Source organism: Pontibacter korlensis (assembly GCF_000973725.1).
GTDB lineage: Bacteria > Bacteroidota > Bacteroidia > Cytophagales > Hymenobacteraceae > Pontibacter > Pontibacter korlensis.
In genome coordinates this window covers 2,751,695-2,771,939 of record NZ_CP009621.1, presented here as the reverse complement: position 1 = coordinate 2,771,939, position 20,245 = coordinate 2,751,695, and the positions used below count along the sequence as shown (strand labels likewise).

Here is a 20,245-nt window from a genome sequence, read left to right as displayed (position 1 = left end):
GACTGTGGCCATTGCTGCACACACAGGTTGAACTCATTCATCAACCAGATAAGCCCAAAATGTATCTTAAAGAGCAGCCAACCTACTCCTGGCACAGCATATAGCAACAGCGCGGCCGCCGGAGTAAAGCACGAATGTAGCGGCCACCACCACAAATATGTTTGCTAGCCAAAAATACACAGGGAACTGGTGGAAATAGTATAGCCCCAGCGGAAAGGTAACCAGCTGTGCTGCCAGCGACACCGTAAACAGCGCCCACACAAAGTCGAGAGCGCGGTGTCGATACTCCAGCAAATTGTAGAACTTTGGCTGCAGGTACACAATCCCCAGCACTGCCAGAAACGATAGCTGAAAGCCCACCTCCAACAGGTTATAAGGGTTAAAGAAGAGCAGCGCCAAAGCCGCAAAAGCAACAGTGTTATAAATGCTGGTTCTACGCTGTAGCGCCACCCCGAAAGTAACAAGGCTAAACATGACTACTGCTCGCAGCACTGATGGAGACAGCCCCGTAATAAAGGCATAAAGCCAGAGCACTGCCAGCACAAGCATAGCCCCTATCCACCGCTGCCTGGCAGTGGTACTGAATCTTGCCAGCACAAACATCAACACCGAGTAAATGAGCCCCACATGCAGTCCGGACACCGCCAACACGTGTATGGTGCCTGTGTCGGCATACGCTTGCCTGATGCTGTTATCCAGCTCATCCTTCACCCCAAGCATAAGAGCCGAGGCAATGGCATACTCCCGCTTCTCTCCTGCCCGCTCCCGCAATACATCGTCCAGCTGCCGACGTAGCTGTATGCTATAGTATAAAATCGACATTGGCGGATCAGAAGCAATCTTCTGGTACTGGTGCTGCTGCAGGTAGTGCCGGTGATAAATGTTTTTATTGGCCAGGTAAGCTTTATAGTTAAACTGGCTGGAATTAAGTGGAGGGGCTACTTCTTGCGGAGCGCCTTTTACCAGCAGCACATCACCATAGTTTAACTCATAGGCCTGCTCCGAGTCGTGTGGTACGGAGAGCTGTACTTTGCCGGCAGCTTTTTGCCAGATGCCGTTTACCTTTACCTGCTCTACCTGTAGTACTGTACTCTGGTAACCGGGCTTCTGTAGCACGTAATCCTGCACCACACCTGTGTAATGGGTAGGCGCTGACTGCAGGTGCAGCAGATGATTGGGGTAATGTTGTTCGATACGTTGGTGCGTTACCACAAAGCCCAAGACCGGCCATGTAAGCAGGCCGAGTATACCGGCAACATCGGTGGCAAAAGCAGTTTTATACTTTCTGGCTAGTAAAGCGGCAGCCATAAAGGAGACAAAGAAAAAGGCAAGCAACCCGGGCCCATGCCCGATTTGCCTGCCTTACACCAGGTACAGCAGAATGCCTGCTATAAAGCTAAGCGTGATGCGCACAAACGGATATGGCGCCCACCGCAACATCAGCCCTTATACACCATTTTGTAGTGCTGAATGTCGCACTCGCTGAACATATCGCCTTCCGGCACAAAACCGTGGCGCTTGTAAAAGTTTACAGCCGGTAACTGAGCATGCAAGTATATTTTCTGATCTGGCTGCGCTGCCTGCACATCCTGTAACACAAGCTTTAGCACCTCGCCTCCTACATTCTTGTTGCGAAACTGTGGCAGTACGGCAAAGCGCTCCAGCTTTACACCAGCATCAGTTTTACGCCAGCGGGCTGCTCCGCAAGGTGTTCCTTCAAAAGTAGCCAGATAATGTTTTGCCGTTGGCTCATGCTCGTCATACTCTGCATCGCGGGGCACCTGCTGCTCCTGCACAAAAACTGTCTCCCTGATAGCAAATGCTTCTTTCAGATCCCGCTCGTTATCAGCTTGTTTTACTATAATCATGTAGGCAAGTATAAAAACGTAGAGACGCAACTAGTTGCGTCTCTACAGATGTAATCGTTATTTGTTATTTAAATCTTCTCTATCAACGCCCAGCCTTACCGCTTAAGAGCAGCTTGCTTTTTGCTGCGACCATTTATAGCCACAGGCTCCCCGGCTTCAGCTGCCTTTGCCTCCTCACGGGCGGCACGGCGCTCCTCCTCCAGTTTGCTGTACGCGTTCACAATGTCGCGCACCAGGCGGTGACGTACTACGTCTTCAGCACTCATTTCTACAAAGGCGATACCCTTCACGCCACGAAGTATGTTAAGCGCCTCCATCAAACCAGAGCGCTGGTTACGCGGCAGGTCAATCTGCGACCAGTCACCGTTCACCATCAGCTTGGCGTTAGGGCCCATACGTGTCAGGAACATCTTCATCTGAGCCGGTGTCGTGTTCTGAGCCTCATCCAGTAGTACAAAGGCATTGTTCAGCGTGCGGCCACGCATATATGCCAGCGGCGCAATTTCAATAATCTTGTTCTCCTGGTAGTATTTCAGCTTTTCTACCGGAATCATGTCTTCCAGAGCGTCATAGATCGGGCGCAGGTATGGATCTACCTTGTCCTTCATGTCGCCAGGCAGGAAGCCAAGGCTTTCGCCAGCCTCCACCACAGGTCTGGAGATAATAATCTTCTTGACCTCTTTGTTTTTTAGCGCACGAACGGCAAGTGCCACCGATATATAGGTTTTACCCGTACCGGCCGGACCTAGTGCAAACACCAGGTCGTTTTTCTCCACCGCATCCACTAGCTTTTGCTGGTTTGGCGTTTTGGCCTTGATCATGCCGCCTTTGCTGCCATACACGATAACATCTGGCGAAGTAACAATAACCTCCTCTTCCGTCATTCCGTCGGAGCCAAGGTATCTATTTACGCTATTATGCGTAATCTTCCCAAACTTATGGTAATGGTCTATCAGCGAAGACAGGATTTCGTGGATTTTCGTGATCTCAGGCGTCTGGCCCTGGATCTTGATCTCGTTACCTCTCGATATAATCTTGCTGCTCGGGAATGCCGCCGCAAGCTGTTTTATGTTTTGATTCTCTGTACCCAGGAAATCAATGAGAGAGATATTCTCTAAGGTTATTACTTTCTCTACCAAATGTTTACCCTCTTATATAGCAGGTTAAGAATATTTTCTTTAATTTAATTAAAATCAGTAATATTAATACAAATCTACTCAAATTATAGTTCGCATTATGGCTGTAATTACGTTTCTGTCTGACTTTGGATATAGGGACCACTATGTGGCTGCCGTAAAGGCAAAAGTCCTCTCGTTAGACGCTCAGGTGCAGGTTGTTGACATTACACATGCCATTGAGCCTTACAACATCGCACACGCCGAGTATGTATTCAAAGCAGTGTTTCAGGATTTCCCTGAGGGCACTGTACACATACTGGCCGTAGACACTCACGGTTGTAAGAAAGGCAAATATCATGCTACAAAGTATAAAGGCCACTATTTTTTACTGGCTGACAATGGCTTGCTCTCGCTGCTGACAGATGGACAGCCTGAACTGGTGGTGGAGCTGAAAACAGAGGACCCTTTCATGCCATCCCCGGCCAGAGATCTCTTGGCGCCTGCCGCTGTATACCTTGCTAAAGGAGGCGACATAGATGTGCTGGGCGAAAGCACCCATAACATAACGCAGCTGTTCAACCGCCAGCTCCGTTTAGGCGACCACGCCATTACGGGCCACGTGATCCATGTGGACTGCTACGGCAACCTTATTACCGATATTACCCGAGATAGCATTGATACCATTGCCCATGGACGTACTTTTACAATACACTTCGGCCGCGAAACAGTAGGCCGCATTTACCCCAACTACAACCAGGTAGACGACGGCGACTGCTGCTGCACATACAACAGCCAGGGCCAGCTCTGCATCGGCATCAACAAAGGCAACGCATCAGAACTTCTTGGCCTCGGCTTCGACTCACAGGTAGATGTTCGCTTTTACCCAGGTAATTGATTGCCTAGATTTGCAAGGTATAATCAAGCTATAAAGGCCCAAGAGGCTAACTAGAAACATATACTATGCTGATACGCATCGTCCGGATGACATTTAAACCGGAGAAAACGGAGGAGTTTCTGGAGATCTTCCGCAGTTCTAAAGATAAGATTCGTGCCTTTGAAGGCTGTAACCATGTGGAGCTACTGCAGGACCTGCACCAACTAAACGTATACAGCACCTACAGCCTCTGGGACACGGAAGAACACCTGAACAATTACCGCGGCTCCGAGCTATTCGGGCAAGTATGGCCAGCCACCAAAACGCTTTTTGCCGAGAAACCGGAGGCCTGGTCGTACAGGCAGGTGGAAGTATAAGAGCATTTGCTGTAGCAAGTGTTGTTAAGCCTGTACCAAGAAGCTGCAAATCAGGAATAGCAGAAAATATAGGCTGTGAATTAAGGCTACATCACTAAAAATTTGTCCCTAACCCAACTTATCTACTCCAGTCAACTTCTTCATACATAAATAGCTGCTACCACATATAAGGTATATCTATAACCTCATTATATTAATTTATTTGATCTATAGCACCAAGTAAAGGACTTTTGTGATGTCAATAACTAAACCACATCACAGACATGTTAAAAAAAGTACTTTTACTTGGAGTTACTATTTTGGCATCAGGGCATATGGCCTTTGCACAGCAGAAGCCATTAACCACCAACACAGGTGCTCCGGTTGGCAACAACCAGAGCTCAAAAACTGCCGGTGAGAACGGTCCAGTATTGCTGGAAGACGTTCACCTGATCGAGAAACTAGCCTCTTTCGATAGAGAGCGTATACCTGAGCGCGTAGTGCACGCACGTGGCGCCGGTGCCTACGGTGAGTTCGAAAGCTACGGCGACTTTACACAGTATACCCAGGCTTCCTTATTCAACACAAAAGGTAAAAAAACGCCGCTTTTTGTTCGTTTCTCTACTGTAGTGCACGAGCAGGGCTCACCAGAGACCCTACGCGACCCACGCGGTTTTGCCGTTAAGTTCTACACTGACCAAGGCAATTACGATCTTGTAGGCAATAACCTGCCTGTGTTCTTTATACGCGATGCTATCAAGTTCCCGGATATGGTGCACTCCTTCAAACCATCGCCTATCTATAACAAGCAGGACCAGAACCGTGTGTTCGACTTCTTGTCGCACCAGCCAGAGGCGACGAACATGCTTACGTACCTGTACACCAACCTGGGCACACCTGCCAACTATCGCCAGATGGATGGCTTCGGCGTGCATGCCTTTAAATGGATAAACGCACAAGGCGAGGTTACTTATGTAAAGTATAAGTGGACATCATTGCAGGGCGTGAGGAGCCTGGCAGCCGCAGAGGCTTCTGCAGTACAAGGGAAAGATCACTCACACGCTACTACCGACCTGTACGAGCAAATCGGCAAAGGCAACTTCCCGGCGTGGGAGCTTTCTGTGCAGATGATCAAGCCGGAAGATCTTGATAAGTTTGACTTCAACCCGCTGGACCCAACCAAGATCTGGCCTGAGTCTATCGCGCCAAGTATGAAGATCGGTAAAATGACGCTGAACCGCGTACCAGGCAACTTCTTCGAAGAGGTAGAGCAGGCTGCTTTCTCGCCTGGCACTCTGGTACCGGGTATTGAGCCATCTGAAGACAAGCTGCTGCAGGGCCGTGTGTTCTCTTACTTCGATACACAGCGTTACCGCCTGGGCTCAAACTTCCAGCGCATCGCCGTTAATGCCCCCAAAGTAGAGGTTAACAGCAACAACCAAAACGGTGCTTACAGCGACCGCGGCAAGAACTCCAACATCAACTACGAGCCAAGCGTGACCAAGCAAGGCACTTATACTGACAACAAGCAGTACGAGTACTCCACCAGCAAGATCGATGCGGAGACCATGCAGCGTGTTATCAGCAAGCAGAACAACTTTGCACAGGCTGGTGACTTGTATCGCTCTTTGTCTGAAGCTGACAAGAAGCACCTGATCAGCAACCTGGCAGGCGACCTTGGCCAGGTTAGCAACAAAGAAATAGTGAACAAAATGGTTAGCTACTTCTACCAGGCTGATGCCGACTATGGCAACCGCCTAATCAAGGCCCTGAAACTGAACAAAGCTGAAGTAACAGGCTTGACTGCTAAAAACTAAAAGTATGGCGGGCTGGGCACAACATCCTGGCCCGCTATTACTCACCACTACTAAGCCACACAAGCGACAAACACCTAGTCTTTTATCATACATGAATTCTCTACAGGTAATTTCTATATCGCACCAAACAGCCTCTCTGGAATGTCGGCAGGCACTACAGCTGAGCAAAGACGAAGCGGCAGCGTTTATGCAGGCACTAAAAGCGGAGCAGCTGGTAGAGGGTATCATGGTGCTAACTACCTGCAACCGCACCGAAATATATTATGAAACAAACCATGCCACACCCGGCATGATACAGGAAAAACTGCTGCGCTTCAAAAACATACAGGACACAGCAGCATTTGCAGCGCGATTTACGCAGTACAGCCACAGTGAGAGCACCTTACACTACCTGCTGGAAGTAGGCTTGGGACTGCGCTCCCAGGTTATTGGCGACAGGCAGATCATCACCCAGTTTAAGGAAAGCTATAAACTGACAAACGACCTGAAGCTGGGGACTCCTTTACTGCACCAGGCATTGCAGACACTATTCAGAACACATAAGCGCGTGCACAACGAAACAGATTTCCGGTCAGGAGCAGCCTCAGTAGGCTATGCCGCCCTGGAGCGCCTGAGTGATTTTTATCCTAGAAAAGAATTTTCAGCCAAACGCATGCTGATTATTGGCACAGGCCAAATGGGCACCGACATTGCCCGTTACGCCACTTCGTTTGGCTTTACAGATATAACGCTTACCAACCGCACCGATGCTAAAGCGGCTAAACTTGCTGCTGACCTGAATGTGCAGCACATCCCGTACCAACATTATTTATCTGAGATAAGTGAGTTTGATGTGGTGGTAAGTTGTGTAGGCGGCGGAGAGCAACTGCAGCCTGAACAACTTGGAGCGGCAAAAGCAAAGCGTGTATTGCTGGACCTGTCGGTGCCGCAAAGTATAGCCCCAGCTGCCTCACAGTTAGCAAACACTATACTGGTGAACATAGACCAGATCAATAACCGCACACAAGCAGTGCTGGCGACCCGGCAAGCAGCCATAGCGGAAGTAGAAGAAATAGTTTCGGAAGAAACCATACAGTATGCCGAGTGGCTGCAGGACCAACCAGTGGCAAAGGCAATCAGTGAGTTGAAAAGCTTTTTTGCTGATGTACTGACTTCCGAGCTAGCAAAGCATCAGCAGTCGGCTCAACCTGCTGATCTGAATGCAGCTACCAAGGCAGCATTGGACAGGCTGATACGTCGCCCTGCGGGAGCTCTCAGAGCCACTGCCGGAGCAGACAGGCAGAAGCTCTTATCCTCCATACAAACATTATTTAACATTACCCCTGCAGAGGAGATTACCCATGTATAACCTAAGTAAAACCGGAGTACTACTTATAAACCAGGGCACGCCAGACAGCCCGGCCGTTGCCGATGTACGCAAATACCTGCGCGAGTTCCTGATGGATGCACGTGTGCTGGACATTCCCTTCCTGAACCGCTGGATGTTGGTTAACCTGATCATAGCCCCTACCCGAGCGCCTAAGTCGGCAAAAGTATACCAGGAGCTATGGACACCACAAGGTTCGCCGCTGAAAGTATACGGCTACGAAGTAGCGCAGCAACTGCAGCATGCGCTTGGCAATAACTATTTTGTGAGGCTGGGTATGCGCTACCAGAACCCTGCTGTGCCAGATGCACTGCACGAGTTCAGGATGCAGGGAATATCCAGAATTGTGGTGATACCGCTTTACCCGCAGTACGCATCGGCTACCACTGGATCGGCGTCGCAGCAGGTAACAGAGGTAATAAACAAGTGGCAGGTTGTGCCAGAGCTACACACGGTACAAAACTTCTTAAGCCACCCGAAGTTTGTAGAGGCCTTTGCCGAGAACGGCAGGCGCCAGATGGCCCAGGAAAATTACGACCACTACGTGTTTACGTACCACGGCCTGCCAGAGCGGCAACTGCACAAGAAGGACTATGTTTCCAATTGCCATGCTGCAAATTGTACCCACGCCTACAACGCCCTCAACCAGCATTGCTACCGTGCCCAGTGCTACGAAACCAGCCGCCTGATTGCCGAGAAGCTGGGCATTGCCCCTGCAGACTACACCGTAGCTTTTCAGTCGAGGTTGGGTAATGCACCCTGGATTAAGCCATACACCGAAGATGTGGTAAAACAGTTGACAAAACGTGGTGTGAAAAAGGTACTGGCCTTTGCGCCATCCTTTATTGCGGATTGCCTGGAGACTACTGTAGAAGTAGGCCGTGAGTACAGAGAGTTATTTGAGGAGAACGGCGGAGAAACCTGGCATCTGGTGGAAAGCCTGAACAAAAGCTCATTGTGGATCGAGTGCCTCCAAGATATCGTAATGGCTGCAACAGGCAAAGCTACAAGCGAAACCGAAACACCTAATTACCTAAGCCTGACGGCCTAGATTTATACTTCATAAAGCAACATTCAAACTAATAACAAAGCATACTATTTATCATGATATCTTTCATCCTTAACATCCTACTCCTGTTTATACCTGCCTTGGTTTTTGCCCAGTCAGAAGACCTGATTACAGCAGCCAGAGCAGGCGACGTAGCTGCCATAAAGCAACACCTGCAGAACAAGTCTGACGTGAACGCGACTGACCACAGAGGTTTTAGCCCACTGATTATCGCTGTGTATGGTGGCCACCAGGATGCAGTAGCTGTACTGCTGGAGGCAGGCGCTAAGATTAACCACCAGGATGTGACAGGCAACACAGCCTTGATGGGAGCAGCTTTCAAAGGTTATCCTGCCATTGCAGAACTATTGATCAGTAAAGGCGCTGACGTAAACCTGCAAAATGGCAATGGCGGCACAGCCCTAATGTTTGCCAGCATGTTCGGCCGCAACGATGTGATTAAAGTGCTGGTAAACCATGGCGCCGACAAGAGTATCAAGGATCAGCGCGGCCTTACCGCCCTCGACCTGGCTACACAGCAAGGAAACCAGGAGGGTATAGCACTGCTACAGTAATTTTCTTATAGTTTAGTATATGGTGTATTGCCTGCACTGCGGCTCCCAGACAGCTTGCGGTTCGGGCTTTATACTTAAGCAGAAGACCACTTCATGTACGTGTGGCATGTAGCGTGTGTGCCTTAATTGGGGCGAAGCAAAACAAAGCTTCCCATTTTCGTGTACCTTTGCATAGCTTAACTGCACTGCGGTTAGTAGCAGTGCTGGTGAACGTTAAACGATAACTGACTAGATGAATTACTTCGAATTCTATAACATACCTGAGAGTTTCCTGCTGGACGAGAAGGCACTGAAGAACACTTACTACAAACTCAGCCGTGAGTACCACCCGGACTTTTTTGCCAACGAGCCACAAGAAAAGCAGCAGGATATTCTGCAACTGAGCACACTAAACACCAATGCTTACCGCACCCTCTCCGATCCGGATCTGCGCATGCAGTACATACTGAGAGAGCATGGCCTGCTGGAGGAGGGCGGCAAAAACGAACTGCCCTCTGACTTCCTGATGAAGATGATGGAGCTGAACGAGGAGCTAATGGAGCTGGAATTTGACTTTGATGCAGCCAAGCTACACGAGATTGGCGAAAAAAGCAGCGGTGTTATGAGCCAATTGGATAACGACATACTGCCTGTTTTGCAGCGATACCCTGAGCTTCATGGAGTTACAAAAGATGAGGCTTTGCAGCAGGTAAAAACTTACTACCTGAAGAAAAAATACCTGTTGCGCATTCAAGAAAGTTTATCTAAGTTTGCATCGCATTCCTGACAGAGGAATGCAAGTTTGACTCCGGCCTAGGATACTATAAACTTAAAGCTGGAATAAGACGAAAAGCCTTGGTGGCGGAATTGGTAGACGCGTTGGTCTCAAACACCAATGAGGTAACACTCGTGCCGGTTCGACTCCGGCCCAAGGTACATTTTAAACGAAATAAGGCGCTGATATTCAGCGCCTTATTTCGTTTATAGGTGGCAGAAATGGTGGCAAAACTTACCTCCTAGTTTTTTCCTCCACCTCAAGCCTACCATGCTGCAGAGGTGCAATCATCTTTTTTTGTTGAAAGGGATTTTTTCTGTTGACGCGCCGTATCAACACATAACCATCTAACTACCAGCACACTCCATTGCTAATTATCGGTTGATACCCTGTTGACATCCTGTTGACTCATATTAAGCACTATAAAAACAAATATACCTCTGACATACAACATGTTACTATTGCATATCAGAGGCTATTCAACTGTCAACACTAAAGTTCTAGTTTTTCAATCGGCACCACATAATACCTGCCTTTGCAGTTGGTACCGTGAGCGACCAGCTTGCTCTGAACATCTCCATCGGGCACTTCGATCCAGGTGTAATACTTATATGAGCTGTTAGTAAAAGGTGTCAGTCCCCATTTTTCACTAACAATCCTTCTCACTTCTACTTGATTATGTCTTACAGAACCTCCAGCATATAGGGTCATTATGTCAGCTCCCCCAAAAATAGAACTGTTTTAAAGTAGAGAAAAGCCCTTTACTTTGAACAGTTGCTTATGAAAAGGAAAACATTTACCCCGCAGCAGATCGCCAAGATCCTGAAGGAATTCGAGGCCGGCAAGAGCGCTGCCGAGATCAGTCGGGAGTACGGCGTGAGCCAGGCTGCCTTCTACAAGTGGCGCCAGCGCTATAACGGTATGGACGCGACCGAACTTAAACGGCTCAAGGAGCTGGAGGAGGAGAACCGCCGCCTCAAGGCCATGTACGCCGAGCTGGCCCTGGACCTGAAGGTAGCCAAGGAGATCATCGAAAAAAAGCTCTGAAGCCCTGCCAGAAGCGCCAAATTGCTCAGGAGGTGGCCTCCCAGCCCCAGGTCGGCATCAGCAGGGCATGCCGTGTACTCAACCTGAGCAAGTGCGTCTACTACTACCAACGTAAAAAAGATGACGCTGCTGTGGAGGAAGCGCTCCGGCAGAAGGCCGAGCAGCACCCGAGGGAAGGCTTCTGGAAAGCCTACCACCGGCTGCGCAAGGAAGGCCGGCCCTGGAACCACAAGCGCGTGCACCGGGTCTACAAAAAGATCGGTTTAAGCATCCGCCGGAAGGCCAAGAAACGGCTGCCTGAGCGGGTAAAGGAGCCTTTGCAGGTGCCAGGGGAGCTGAACCACACCTGGTCGATTGACTTCATGAGCGACGCCTTGGCCGCAGGTTCCGCTCCTTTCACGTGATGGACGACTTTAACCGAGAGGCCCTGCACATCGAGATCGACTTCTCTTTGAAAAGCAACCGGGTGGTATGGGTACTGAACCACCTGATCAAACGCAGGGAGAAGCCCCAGCGCATCCGCATGGACAACGGCCCGGAGCTGATCGCCTCCCTGATGGAGGAGTGGAGCCGGATGCTGAGGCATTGAGTTCATTTATATTCAGCCGGGCAAGCCGACGCAGAACGCCTTTGTGGAGCGTTTCAACGGCACCTTCAGAAGAAATGTGCTGGACATGCACCTGTTTGACTCATTAGACCAGGTGCGGCAAATTGCTCAAGAGTGGCTGGAGGACTACAACCAGCTGCGTCCCCATGAGAGCCTGCAGGGGATGAGCCCGGTGGCGTACGCCAAGGTCCTCGCAGGGGGCGTTCACTGTGGATAACCCCTCCAGGGTTACCCACAATGAACACCCATAGTAGTGGTAGTAGAGGTGATTTTAATTTTGTTGAATCTTCTACTCTAAGGCAGTTCTAAAACTGGGGAGATGACACTGCCAAGTATATGATGCGACTTTGCAACAAACGCGAGACTCCACTTAGATTGGTGAATGCCGACTTTTATAAAGTTTATACCAGTAGTAACTGTCTTATTCACTGCACTCTTCATGAAACCACAGATCGTGGCCCAGCCTGTGCTCTCCCTCGTGCAGGCGATGCATGGGCAGCAGTAAAAGAGGCCAAAAAACATAAATAATACCTCTAAATCATGTACAATTAAGCTTTTTCTTCATCTACAACCACAGCACAGACTTTGCTACTATCTGTGCTGCACCCTATTGTTGTAAACAGGATGCGAGAAGGGCCCTTGATTTAGGCTCATACTCTAATCTACGGCTATGCCTTGCCCACCTTGGGTACTAAGCTAATTTACTTATCTCATTATACCAGCGTTCCTTGGGACAGTGCCTGTCAACCTATTTCGAGACTAGGCATTATTCCTAATTCTAAAACTCAACACAACAGATCTATCTTTTAAAATTTGGCTTACAGTGCTAAAAAACCAAACTTTAAAATATGGGTACAAACCCAGGTCTGTATTTTATTTTGTTAACTTGCTATTAATTACTAGTTTACTAATACAATCAAGTTAAACCTAGTCTTACAGCCAAGGCGCTTAACACCTGCATCCATTGTTCTAATCTCCAGTTAAATCAGACTTGAATCAAGCTGAAATCAATAAATAAGGATTCGGTTTTACTTAGTAGATTTTTAACTTTCGTCGCATTAAAACACTACTACAATGCAAAAAAAATATTGCCTGTCTCTGCTTTTGGCAGTTTCCGTATTATTATTTTCCTGCCATAAAGATGACAACGGTCCACAAACTGATTACGCTATTGAATCTGACTCAGATTTTGAGCTTATCAGCCAGCATCCAAACGGCTGGATTAAAGAAGCCCGAACCAATACTAATTTGAGTTTTGGAAGCTGGATCACAGAAGAATTCGAGTATTTTGAAAATGGGTATATAAAGTCTGCCAAGCTGTATCGAATCAGTCCGAGTTATCACTTATATATGGAGGTAAGACGAAATGAGGATAACAAACCGCTTTGGTCTAAATACTACACTCCCGAAGGGGGGGTATGGTTTGAAACCGAGTATGCAAACGGACTTGTGTCAGTGAAGAAAGTACATAGCAAGGAAGGCACGGCTATTCATCGCTATACCAACGGCGAGTTAAATTCTGTTGAATTTACTGCGTCTGACAATAGCAGTACCGCTACCACTACCTACAACGCAAACGCCGGCACGCGGAACGTAACTGTCACAAGTAAGGGGGAAACTGTTTTGGAGGAGGACTATCCCTACCAGGAGCAGGTTGGCGCCGGCTTTTACACAAACACAAATGTGCCAGCCGCCAACCCGTTTGATCAAGCAGAAACTGTTTACAGGGACAAGAATTGGGGTGAGTCTTTCTTATCCACTGGTAACTGGGAGCCTGAAGCAGATCCTTTGAAAGAGCTTATGCTTCCCTATCGCTTACCGGGAGCTTTCTATGAAAACGGACGGGGCTTCGCTACGAAGCTAGCTGTGAGCAGCAACCTGTACCAATCGATTATTGAGCAGTACCCAGTAACCGAAAATGGTATACTGCTTGCCGGTGGCTACGATCTCGAGGGTTTCGATGAGTTCTCCCCCACTTTTATCGTCAGCGATTCACTGGCAAAAGTAAAAGAGGGGAACCCGGACCTGTTTGAACTCAAATACGGGCAGGAAATCGTAGCAAAGGTCAACTATGGAAAGACCTTTATAGTGGTTGGTGCCGTCCGCAATTTGCCTACCAATAATAAGGCAGCCGAAAAGATCAAGGAAATAGCAAAAAAGCGGTTGGGAGAACTGCGGGGTAATACCATCACCGTGATGAATGCTAATAAAATCGACCTGCTGCCGGGTGAGAACTTCAGCCTAACCTCCCAAGAGCGTGAACTACTGAATAAAGTATGGTTTGAGGTAAAATTCTTCTCTAACCTCAAGGAACATCGAAATGGACTGGTGATAGATTCTGCTGAGGAATATTATAAGGCTATAGGGGCAGTTAATGATGCTGATCCAGAAGTAATAAATTTAAAATACCGCTTGATAAACAGCTATTAAAAGATACGAAGTTAGAGCCGCATCGTAAGAAGTGTTTTTTGTTAACCAATCATAAATAAATATTAATTCTCTTTTTTAGTAAGACTGACGGAAAATTGAAGAATAAAAAAAATGGAAAGGTGAAGTTCCGTTCCTTTTCATAAAAATATATATTGTTCATATTATTTGAGATTTTGAACAGCAGGTTTATACACTCGCTACTTAAATAGGTGCTGCATCAACGGCTAAGCAGGCTAGACAACAGTAGGGAAGCTTTTATGCAAGTAGGCATTCTCGTTATGCTCCAGGGCTCCTTCTGGAAGCCACTGCCACCACACCCCTAAGTCTTTTTGAATGATTTCTTTATAAAAGGATGGCAACCGTCGTGACTCCCCCTCAAAGTACTGCCTGAAAGCAGCGTCTGAGAGCAGTTTTTCACGCACCTGGCGGTAAAAGCGCAGGCGTCCATACCCTTCCGAAGAAACTGCCCGCATGAAGTTCATCCATTTGGCGTTGGCGTTTGGAGTAGCTTTGAAGCGGCGATAGATGGCTTTTTTAGAAAAAGTGTAAGCGGTCAGGTCGATCACCTTATCGTAAAACTCCACCCACCCGTAGTTTTTGGGTTTGATGTTCATGGCCAGGTGATTGTTGAGAAAGTGAAAGGGAAAGGGCAGCACCCTCCCGGCACGCTGATACTCCAGGTTTAAAGGAGCCGCTTCGCCGAAGACGCTTAACAGAGAATAGCCAGGGAAAGCCGCCGGAGACAAATCCACAAAGCGTTTCGTCAGTTCAAATGGCTCATCCCCCTCGTCACTGTCCAGCCCCAGCACAAAGTTGGTCTGTACGTAGGGAACATACCGGAACATCATGTTGATGTGTTCAGAGATGCGGGATACCTTCTCCTCCCCCATGCTGCGGGAGGTCCGGGACTTGTTGCCCAGCTCATACCAGGACTCAACCCCAGGCAGCAGGGCCTCAAAGCCGTTTTGCTGCAGTACCTCCAGATGTGCTTCTGTCAATATGGAAAGGCTGCTTTCGGCAAAAAATCGGAAACTGCCTGGAGGGGCTGCGGAGGCAATCGCTTCCATGTTCGCATCGAAGCGCACGCCGAAGTTCGGGTCATGCCAGCCAACAGTAGGCCTCTTGTATTTTGTTAGCAGAAACCGCAGGTCCTCTTTTATCACGTCAAAGCTCAGAGGCTGGTAGTCTACCGTGGCATCAATGCAAAAAGAACAGGTATAGGGGCAGCCTACACTCCCGAGCATGGGCACCATCTGGAGAAAGGGTGCCTTCTTTAACGTAGGCTCTATAAACTTCCAACGCTCTTTTACCCCCGGCAGATGTAGGGGTTGCCTACTGGCGGAAAGATGCCTGCCCTCACGGCGCCGCGATCTGCACTCTTGCAGCACTTCTGCAATGGTTTCTTTATGGGTGAAGCCCAACACGTAGTCAAAGTACTTGACAGCGTCATCAGGGTAGCAACGGGCGTGAGGCCCACCCAGCACCGTAACTGCCCCCTGGCTGCGGAAATAGTTGCTAAGAGCATAGGCCAACAGCGCTGCCTGGGTGAAAGAGCAAATAAAAACCACATTCACATCCCTAGGCAGCTCCTTTTGCAGGTTTTCCAAACCTGTATAGCAGATTAGTCTCACCTCATGCCCCTGCTGCTCGCACCAAGTGGCTACCACCTGCGGCATAATGCTTGCCAAGTTAGCATGCATAACCCTAGCCCAAAGGGTACTAGTTGGGCCTTTGCTTACCAGATCAACTACCCCAATTCTTAATCTTGCCATGTAAGTTTATACTAGGAGGCAGGCCAGGCGCAGGCGTACCCTTATATGAGTATTAATATTTTACATATAGTTAGATTCTAGTTACTTATTTTACAAGCAAATGGTTCTAATGGATATTTATCGCTAGCTACAGCCCCTTTAGAAAAGAGAGCCGCCGTGTTAGATTAGACAGCCGTTTCTCAACAGCACGCCTCTTTAAATAAATAAGGTTGGTTCCTTCACTATAGCCTTTCCAGCCGGAAACCTTTCCTTATCCCCTTATCCGTGGTGGTGCAGGTACAGGGAATGATCCTACCAAGAATATGAGTGTGGCCGCTTTGGGTCAGCTCCACTACCAAAAGCTGAAAATGATTGCCGCCGGGGTTCTCTTCCTGGGCGAAGAAGCCAATAGTGTGTGTTTCATGATTATCAATGCGTTCAAAGCGATAACTCAGTTATGGATAGCCATGGCTGTAATATTTAGATGGTAAGTAAGTTCTTGTCAGCTAATATGTTGAGAGGTGTGTTGCCATTCGGGCAGACCCGATGCTGGGCGGCGTAGCTCCCGCTCAGCTCGGTAGCCCATCAGCTTATCGCCGGCAGGTGCACAGGGCTAGGGTCACATGGCATCGGGTCTTGTAGCAGCACCTGATGTCTCTCCTCCCACAAGCTCCCGCTCAAAGTACACAAGTTCCTTCTCTTGAGGATGCTCCAGGTTGGTACAGTAATAGATGCGTTTGACATATCGCCTCACCGCCAGCTTGAGGCTGGGGTTTACTTTGGCATATACGATGGATCCCTCGGGATATTTATTTTCCATGGCAGAATAAGTAAAGTTAAAAGTTAGTTCTTGTCTGATTTCGCTGATGCCTTGGCGGCTTTCTTGGCCTGCTTGTCAGCCTCCGCGCGGTTCCGCTGCGCCTTTGCCTCCATTCTGGCAGCGCGTTTGGCATGCTTGGCCGCGTAGGAAGCCTCCTTATCAATACGTTTGGCTTCTCTTGCATTCGCCTGGGCAGCCCGTGCGTCAGCCCTGGTTTCTTTTCTCAGATCAGAGGCGTCATTGAGGCGTTGTATGTCTGCTTTCGCTTCCTGCTGTTCTGTTTTGCGCTCTTGGCTGGCTTGCGAAGATTGGGCAAAAGTGTGGGCAGAGGCCAAGGCCAGCATCCCGGTGAGCAGCGTAATAAATAGGGTCTTGTTTTTCATGGTGGCAGGAAAAGGTATCTTCTATTATCCTACCTTGTTATACGGCTGGGTAAATGCTTTAACTGGAAATAACTGATAATAAAGAGCTTATGTTTTTATATCAGCTACCAGTTCATCTCAGAGCACATTTGTCGCTTCTAAGATTCCGGTAAGAAGCGAGTGGGTAGAGCGTTTAAGTGCTTGCTGGAATAAACTTATAACTTTATAAACTATTACAGGCTGTGCGCATTTTATAAGGCTACACTCACCCGGCCCGATGGCCAGAAGCGACCAGCTGATTGGCTGCCCCCGCTTTTACTCGTCCCGCCGCTAAGAATACCTTCAACCATGGAAGAAAACAACACTACCTTTAGCGATTATGCCACCTGCCTTACACAGTTCCTGGGAAGAAAGCCCAGCACAACTGAGCTGATATGTTTTGAGGGTAACCAGAACCTGCTGCTGATAAACAGGCGGGCGCCAGAGAACAATGCCTACTGCATCAGCTTTGTTAACGATACTGCTGTGCAGCTAATGACTGACAGCATGCTTCTGGGTGGCTCCATGCAGCTGCACAGCCAGGAAGGGGCGCACAGGTTTTACTCGGTCATGTTCGAGGCCCAGGGTACAGCGGAGGAACATTACCTGATGCTGGATGCTTCCACGGAGTCAGTTGTGGTATGCGGGGTAAGAACCATGCTGGTGCAGAGCGTGCGGCTAATTACCATCGAGGAGCTCGTACGGCTATATGACCCCGTCATGTACAACCTCACTTAACCCATCTTACGTAACTCATGAATATGACACAGGACCAGTTTTATTATTGCCTAAGCCGAATTCTAGAGCTTAGGGAGAAGGTAAAAGAAACCTATCTCGTGCGCAAGAGGGCTCAGGCTGTAGAGACAGCCCAGGCTGAAGAGCAGCAGGTGGATTTTGATTCGCTTAGACGCTTTGCTGAAAACAAGAAAAATGCTGGCAGAAATACCGCCGAGGCACAGGCCCTGCTAAAGGAACTGGCGGCACAGGAGGCCAAGATCAGATCTTTTGTACCTGTAACCGTCTACGGCACCCAGATTGAGGCAACACAGCCAGGGCAGCCTCCATTGCACGTGCTAGTGGAGACCGATCAGATATACATTAAAAAAGACTCCAGGCCCTGATGATCAATCAAGCCCATTTACAAACTCAGAAAGCCGATTTGTGTATCCCCCTTTGGTAAGGCACAGCATTTCACCGGTATCCTCATTCCGTACCCAGGTGAGCATGTTGTCTTGTTTCCCGTTCTGATACATATACTCCTTCCAATATTTGTGAGCGGCCTCTAGGGCCATCCGCTCTAGCTCGTTTAATTTGTCTTCTTTCATGTCTTCTAGGTTTGAGTGATATAATTATACGGAGCCTTCATGGAAGCTGTTGGCAAAGATTAAACCATTCTACGAAATGTTTTACCTATTTCAATAATTATTAAACTTTAAGCCTGACCTTTCACTCTTTAAAGCTCAGGCACCAGCACTTAAGCTCGTTACTGTGGAGCTAGGTAGTAAGAGACCACAAACTGCTGCAGTGCGTGGAGAAGAACAGGCATTACGAACTGTTTAGCTTTCACTATTCCCAGACTAATAAGCACAATATGGCAGAGTCAACTAAAACAGGGTTGGGCCGTCAAGCACTGAAAACTGCAGGCATTGTGAAAATTAGTTTGGCTGGTTCATTATAATAACCTGAAGGTACAACTTCTGAACAAATATGCCTTAATAACTCTGGCTTGCTCTTAATGGCAAGCACCAGGCTAATCAACCTGTTGATTGTCAAATCCAATAACCCGCCTGCCGAGGTGAAATCTCAGGAGGGAGTCGCTAACGAGAAACGTGCCCCAAAGCGGCCTGTACCTTTACACATGAGCCAGCCCTTGCGTAGCGGTGTCACCCACAACCTGATAACAAAACTGGTATACCGCGTCGTCTCAAGGTTTACAGATCTAAAGTCAGGTATTCTTATCTTCTTACAGGCATTAGCCTATACCAGACTTAACCCACACAGGCAGTATTCATTTTGTCAGTTTCAAAAAAATCATGGCCGTCTCTCATGCACCGGCCACCACCTCAAGAGGGCAAGACCCGCCACTGCCGAAAATACGGAGGCCAACAGAATTCCGGCTTTAGCACTCTCAACTAAACTTTCGCTGAAGGCCAGGTTTGCAATGAACAGTGCCATGGTAAAGCCTATTCCGGCAAGCAACCCGCCCCCAGCTATCAATTTCCAACTCAGGTCGGGGGGGCGAACAGCGAGATGCAAACGGACAGCCAGCCAGCTGAATGCCAGGATTCCCATTGGTTTACCAAGGGTAAAGCCGGCTACTACGGCTACTACAACAGAGCTGTCGGTATCATCGAATGACAGCTTAAGGCCAGCGTTGGCAAGAGCGAAGACCGGCATTATAACAAAACCAACCCAAGGGTGTAACGCATACTCCAAGCGTTCAACAGGAGACAGCGTTTCGCGTGCCGCCGTCTCGGCTACTTGCAGGGTTTGCCGGTTTTTGGTGGCACCGCTCCCTTGTTCGTCGCCCGGCTGTGCGATGACTTGGTCTAGTATGGCATACAGGCGCTCGTCGCTGACCCACCTGCGTGCAGGCGTCATTAGGCCAAGTATAACGCCTGTGATAGTGGCGTGGACCCCAGAAGTATCTAGAGCGAACCAGATAAAACAACCTACCAGAATGTAGAGCGGAAAACCACGGAAGCCTAATGCGGCCATAGCACGTATAAGAGCAATTCCAAGGGCTCCCAGCGCCAGCGCACTCCAGGAAATGTGGCTACTGTAGCCGATGGCCACCACCAGAATGGCGCCAATATCGTCTACGATTGCCAGCGATAGCATGAACACCCGCAGGCTTTGGGGGATACGTGAACCGAGAATAGCCAAACAACCGATGGCAAACGCTGTGTCGGTTGCCATAACCGTACCCCAGCCATGCACTCCGGATTGCCCCCACTGTAGGGCCAGGTATAGTATTGCAGGCACCAACATTCCTCCCAGAGCAGCTGCAACAGACAGCGCTGCTTTGCGCGGGTCACTTATTTCCCCGAGAATTAACTCTCGCTTCAGTTCCAGAGCCACAAGGAAGAAAAACAGCGTCATTAACCCATCGTTAATCCACTCCCGCAGTGATCGGGCGAAGCTAATCGAGCCCACTTGAAAGCCTGCCGGGATTTCCCAAAATTGCTCAGCAACATGAGCCCAAGGAGAATTTGATATAACCAAGGCTACGATAGTCGCCAATAGTAGTACAGCAGAGCTAGTTGCACCAGTGTGCAGGAAGTGCTCAAAAGGTTTTGTAAGCCTGTCAAGAAGCTCTTTAGGTAGCCGGACGGTTTTGGTGTCAGTTTCCGGATCATTTCTCATGGCATGAGGTTTATAAGTTGCTAAAGGGCCGTTGGCGGGAAGTTAAC

The 20,245-nt window shown here is 48.7% G+C and carries 18 protein-coding genes, 1 tRNA gene and 1 pseudogene; 12 read left to right on the top strand and 8 right to left on the bottom strand.

The window, feature by feature from the left end; genetic code table 11:
* Positions 1-66 precede the first annotated feature (66 nt).
* From PKOR_RS25585 to PKOR_RS12045, 3 genes are all read right to left on the bottom strand, one after another.
* The gene (locus tag PKOR_RS25585; protein WP_235336165.1) at positions 67-1,308 is read right to left on the bottom strand and encodes a ComEC/Rec2 family competence protein; all 1,242 of its coding nucleotides are present in this window, start codon (positions 1,306-1,308) and stop codon (positions 67-69) included.
* A 131-nt stretch (positions 1,309-1,439) separates the two neighbouring features.
* Positions 1,440-1,868 (bottom strand): GNAT family N-acetyltransferase, encoded by a 429-nt coding sequence (locus PKOR_RS12050; RefSeq protein WP_046311021.1) that lies wholly within the window; start codon positions 1,866-1,868, stop codon positions 1,440-1,442.
* Between the two features lie 95 nt (positions 1,869-1,963).
* Complete coding sequence (locus PKOR_RS12045) at positions 1,964-3,007, bottom strand: PhoH family protein (RefSeq protein WP_046311019.1); 1,044 nt, start codon at positions 3,005-3,007, stop codon at positions 1,964-1,966.
* A 97-nt stretch (positions 3,008-3,104) separates the two neighbouring features.
* On the opposite strand from PKOR_RS12045, the gene PKOR_RS12040 reads away from it, so the two are divergent.
* The 10 genes and pseudogenes from PKOR_RS12040 to PKOR_RS11980 all read left to right on the top strand — a co-directional run bounded on the left by PKOR_RS12040 (position 3,105) and on the right by PKOR_RS11980 (position 13,860).
* Positions 3,105-3,881 carry an SAM hydrolase/SAM-dependent halogenase family protein gene (locus tag PKOR_RS12040; protein WP_046311017.1) on the top strand — a complete coding sequence of 259 codons (777 nt, stop codon included), beginning with the start codon at positions 3,105-3,107 and terminating at the stop codon, positions 3,879-3,881.
* Between the two features lie 65 nt (positions 3,882-3,946).
* Positions 3,947-4,237 carry a putative quinol monooxygenase gene (locus tag PKOR_RS12035; protein ID WP_046311015.1) on the top strand — a complete coding sequence of 97 codons (291 nt, stop codon included), beginning with the start codon at positions 3,947-3,949 and terminating at the stop codon, positions 4,235-4,237.
* 263 nt (positions 4,238-4,500) lie between these two features.
* A complete protein-coding gene (locus PKOR_RS12030) occupies positions 4,501-6,033 on the top strand; it encodes a catalase (protein ID WP_046311013.1) in 1,533 nt (510 codons plus the stop codon).
* A gap of 91 nt (positions 6,034-6,124) precedes the next feature.
* Entirely contained in the window at positions 6,125-7,381 is a 1,257-nt protein-coding gene (hemA, locus tag PKOR_RS12025) for a glutamyl-tRNA reductase (protein WP_046311011.1), read from the top strand.
* Entirely contained in the window at positions 7,374-8,450 is a 1,077-nt protein-coding gene (gene hemH / locus PKOR_RS12020; protein WP_046311009.1) for a ferrochelatase, read from the top strand. The genes hemA and hemH overlap by 8 nt, the downstream gene beginning before the upstream one ends.
* Positions 8,451-8,503: 53 nt before the next feature.
* Positions 8,504-9,022 carry an ankyrin repeat domain-containing protein gene (locus PKOR_RS12015; RefSeq protein WP_084694775.1) on the top strand — a complete coding sequence of 173 codons (519 nt, stop codon included), beginning with the start codon at positions 8,504-8,506 and terminating at the stop codon, positions 9,020-9,022.
* A 232-nt stretch (positions 9,023-9,254) separates the two neighbouring features.
* A complete protein-coding gene (gene hscB, locus PKOR_RS12010; protein WP_046311008.1) occupies positions 9,255-9,788 on the top strand; it encodes a Fe-S protein assembly co-chaperone HscB in 534 nt (177 codons plus the stop codon).
* A 65-nt stretch (positions 9,789-9,853) separates the two neighbouring features.
* Positions 9,854-9,937: transfer RNA gene (locus PKOR_RS12005), tRNA-Leu, on the top strand.
* Positions 9,938-10,556: 619 nt separating this feature from the next.
* Positions 10,557-11,620: pseudogene (locus tag PKOR_RS23505) on the top strand (IS3 family transposase); the annotation flags it as partial.
* Positions 11,621-12,504: 884 nt separating this feature from the next.
* Positions 12,505-13,860, top strand: coding sequence for a hypothetical protein (locus PKOR_RS11980; protein WP_046311000.1), 1,356 nt, complete (start codon positions 12,505-12,507; stop codon positions 13,858-13,860).
* A 233-nt stretch (positions 13,861-14,093) separates the two neighbouring features.
* Here the strand turns inward: PKOR_RS11980 and PKOR_RS11975 are convergent, their stop codons facing one another.
* The 3 genes from PKOR_RS11975 to PKOR_RS11965 all read right to left on the bottom strand — a co-directional run bounded on the left by PKOR_RS11975 (position 14,094) and on the right by PKOR_RS11965 (position 16,814).
* Positions 14,094-15,632: a B12-binding domain-containing radical SAM protein gene (locus PKOR_RS11975; protein ID WP_046310998.1), complete on the bottom strand. Its 1,539-nt coding sequence runs from the start codon at positions 15,630-15,632 to the stop codon at positions 14,094-14,096.
* Positions 15,633-16,230: 598 nt separating this feature from the next.
* The gene (locus PKOR_RS11970; RefSeq protein WP_046310996.1) at positions 16,231-16,431 is read right to left on the bottom strand and encodes a hypothetical protein; all 201 of its coding nucleotides are present in this window, start codon (positions 16,429-16,431) and stop codon (positions 16,231-16,233) included.
* Between the two features lie 23 nt (positions 16,432-16,454).
* Positions 16,455-16,814 (bottom strand): hypothetical protein, encoded by a 360-nt coding sequence (locus tag PKOR_RS11965; RefSeq protein WP_046310994.1) that lies wholly within the window; start codon positions 16,812-16,814, stop codon positions 16,455-16,457.
* A 327-nt stretch (positions 16,815-17,141) separates the two neighbouring features.
* On the opposite strand from PKOR_RS11965, the gene PKOR_RS11960 reads away from it, so the two are divergent.
* Together PKOR_RS11960 and PKOR_RS11955 are read left to right on the top strand one after the other, a co-directional pair.
* A complete protein-coding gene (locus PKOR_RS11960; protein WP_046310992.1) occupies positions 17,142-17,570 on the top strand; it encodes a hypothetical protein in 429 nt (142 codons plus the stop codon).
* Between the two features lie 17 nt (positions 17,571-17,587).
* Complete coding sequence (locus tag PKOR_RS11955) at positions 17,588-17,953, top strand: hypothetical protein (protein ID WP_148561678.1); 366 nt, start codon at positions 17,588-17,590, stop codon at positions 17,951-17,953.
* Between the two features lie 3 nt (positions 17,954-17,956).
* Here the strand turns inward: PKOR_RS11955 and PKOR_RS11950 are convergent, their stop codons facing one another.
* Positions 17,957-18,157: a hypothetical protein gene (locus PKOR_RS11950; RefSeq protein WP_046310989.1), complete on the bottom strand. Its 201-nt coding sequence runs from the start codon at positions 18,155-18,157 to the stop codon at positions 17,957-17,959.
* A gap of 706 nt (positions 18,158-18,863) precedes the next feature.
* Complete coding sequence (gene nhaA, locus PKOR_RS11945) at positions 18,864-20,198, bottom strand: Na+/H+ antiporter NhaA (protein ID WP_046310986.1); 1,335 nt, start codon at positions 20,196-20,198, stop codon at positions 18,864-18,866.
* Between the last annotated feature and the right edge of the window lie 47 nt (positions 20,199-20,245).

Bases quoted from the DNA above. Each gene is read 5' to 3' on its own strand.
- PKOR_RS25585 (WP_235336165.1), bottom strand. From the start codon at position 1,308: ATGGCTGCCGCTTTACTAGCCAGAAAGTATAAAACTGCTTTTGCCACC.
- PKOR_RS12050 (WP_046311021.1), bottom strand. From the start codon at position 1,868: ATGATTATAGTAAAACAAGCTGATAACGAGCGGGATCTGAAAGAAGCA.
- PKOR_RS12040 (WP_046311017.1), top strand. From the start codon at position 3,105: ATGGCTGTAATTACGTTTCTGTCTGACTTTGGATATAGGGACCACTAT.
- PKOR_RS12035 (WP_046311015.1), top strand. From the start codon at position 3,947: ATGCTGATACGCATCGTCCGGATGACATTTAAACCGGAGAAAACGGAG.
- PKOR_RS12030 (WP_046311013.1), top strand. From the start codon at position 4,501: ATGTTAAAAAAAGTACTTTTACTTGGAGTTACTATTTTGGCATCAGGG.
- hemA (WP_046311011.1), top strand. From the start codon at position 6,125: ATGAATTCTCTACAGGTAATTTCTATATCGCACCAAACAGCCTCTCTG.
- hemH (WP_046311009.1), top strand. From the start codon at position 7,374: ATGTATAACCTAAGTAAAACCGGAGTACTACTTATAAACCAGGGCACG.
- PKOR_RS12015 (WP_084694775.1), top strand. From the start codon at position 8,504: ATGATATCTTTCATCCTTAACATCCTACTCCTGTTTATACCTGCCTTG.
- hscB (WP_046311008.1), top strand. From the start codon at position 9,255: ATGAATTACTTCGAATTCTATAACATACCTGAGAGTTTCCTGCTGGAC.
- PKOR_RS11980 (WP_046311000.1), top strand. From the start codon at position 12,505: ATGCAAAAAAAATATTGCCTGTCTCTGCTTTTGGCAGTTTCCGTATTA.
- PKOR_RS11975 (WP_046310998.1), bottom strand. From the start codon at position 15,632: ATGGCAAGATTAAGAATTGGGGTAGTTGATCTGGTAAGCAAAGGCCCA.
- PKOR_RS11970 (WP_046310996.1), bottom strand. From the start codon at position 16,431: ATGGAAAATAAATATCCCGAGGGATCCATCGTATATGCCAAAGTAAAC.
- PKOR_RS11965 (WP_046310994.1), bottom strand. From the start codon at position 16,814: ATGAAAAACAAGACCCTATTTATTACGCTGCTCACCGGGATGCTGGCC.
- PKOR_RS11960 (WP_046310992.1), top strand. From the start codon at position 17,142: ATGGAAGAAAACAACACTACCTTTAGCGATTATGCCACCTGCCTTACA.
- PKOR_RS11955 (WP_148561678.1), top strand. From the start codon at position 17,588: ATGAATATGACACAGGACCAGTTTTATTATTGCCTAAGCCGAATTCTA.
- PKOR_RS11950 (WP_046310989.1), bottom strand. From the start codon at position 18,157: ATGAAAGAAGACAAATTAAACGAGCTAGAGCGGATGGCCCTAGAGGCC.
- nhaA (WP_046310986.1), bottom strand. From the start codon at position 20,198: ATGAGAAATGATCCGGAAACTGACACCAAAACCGTCCGGCTACCTAAA.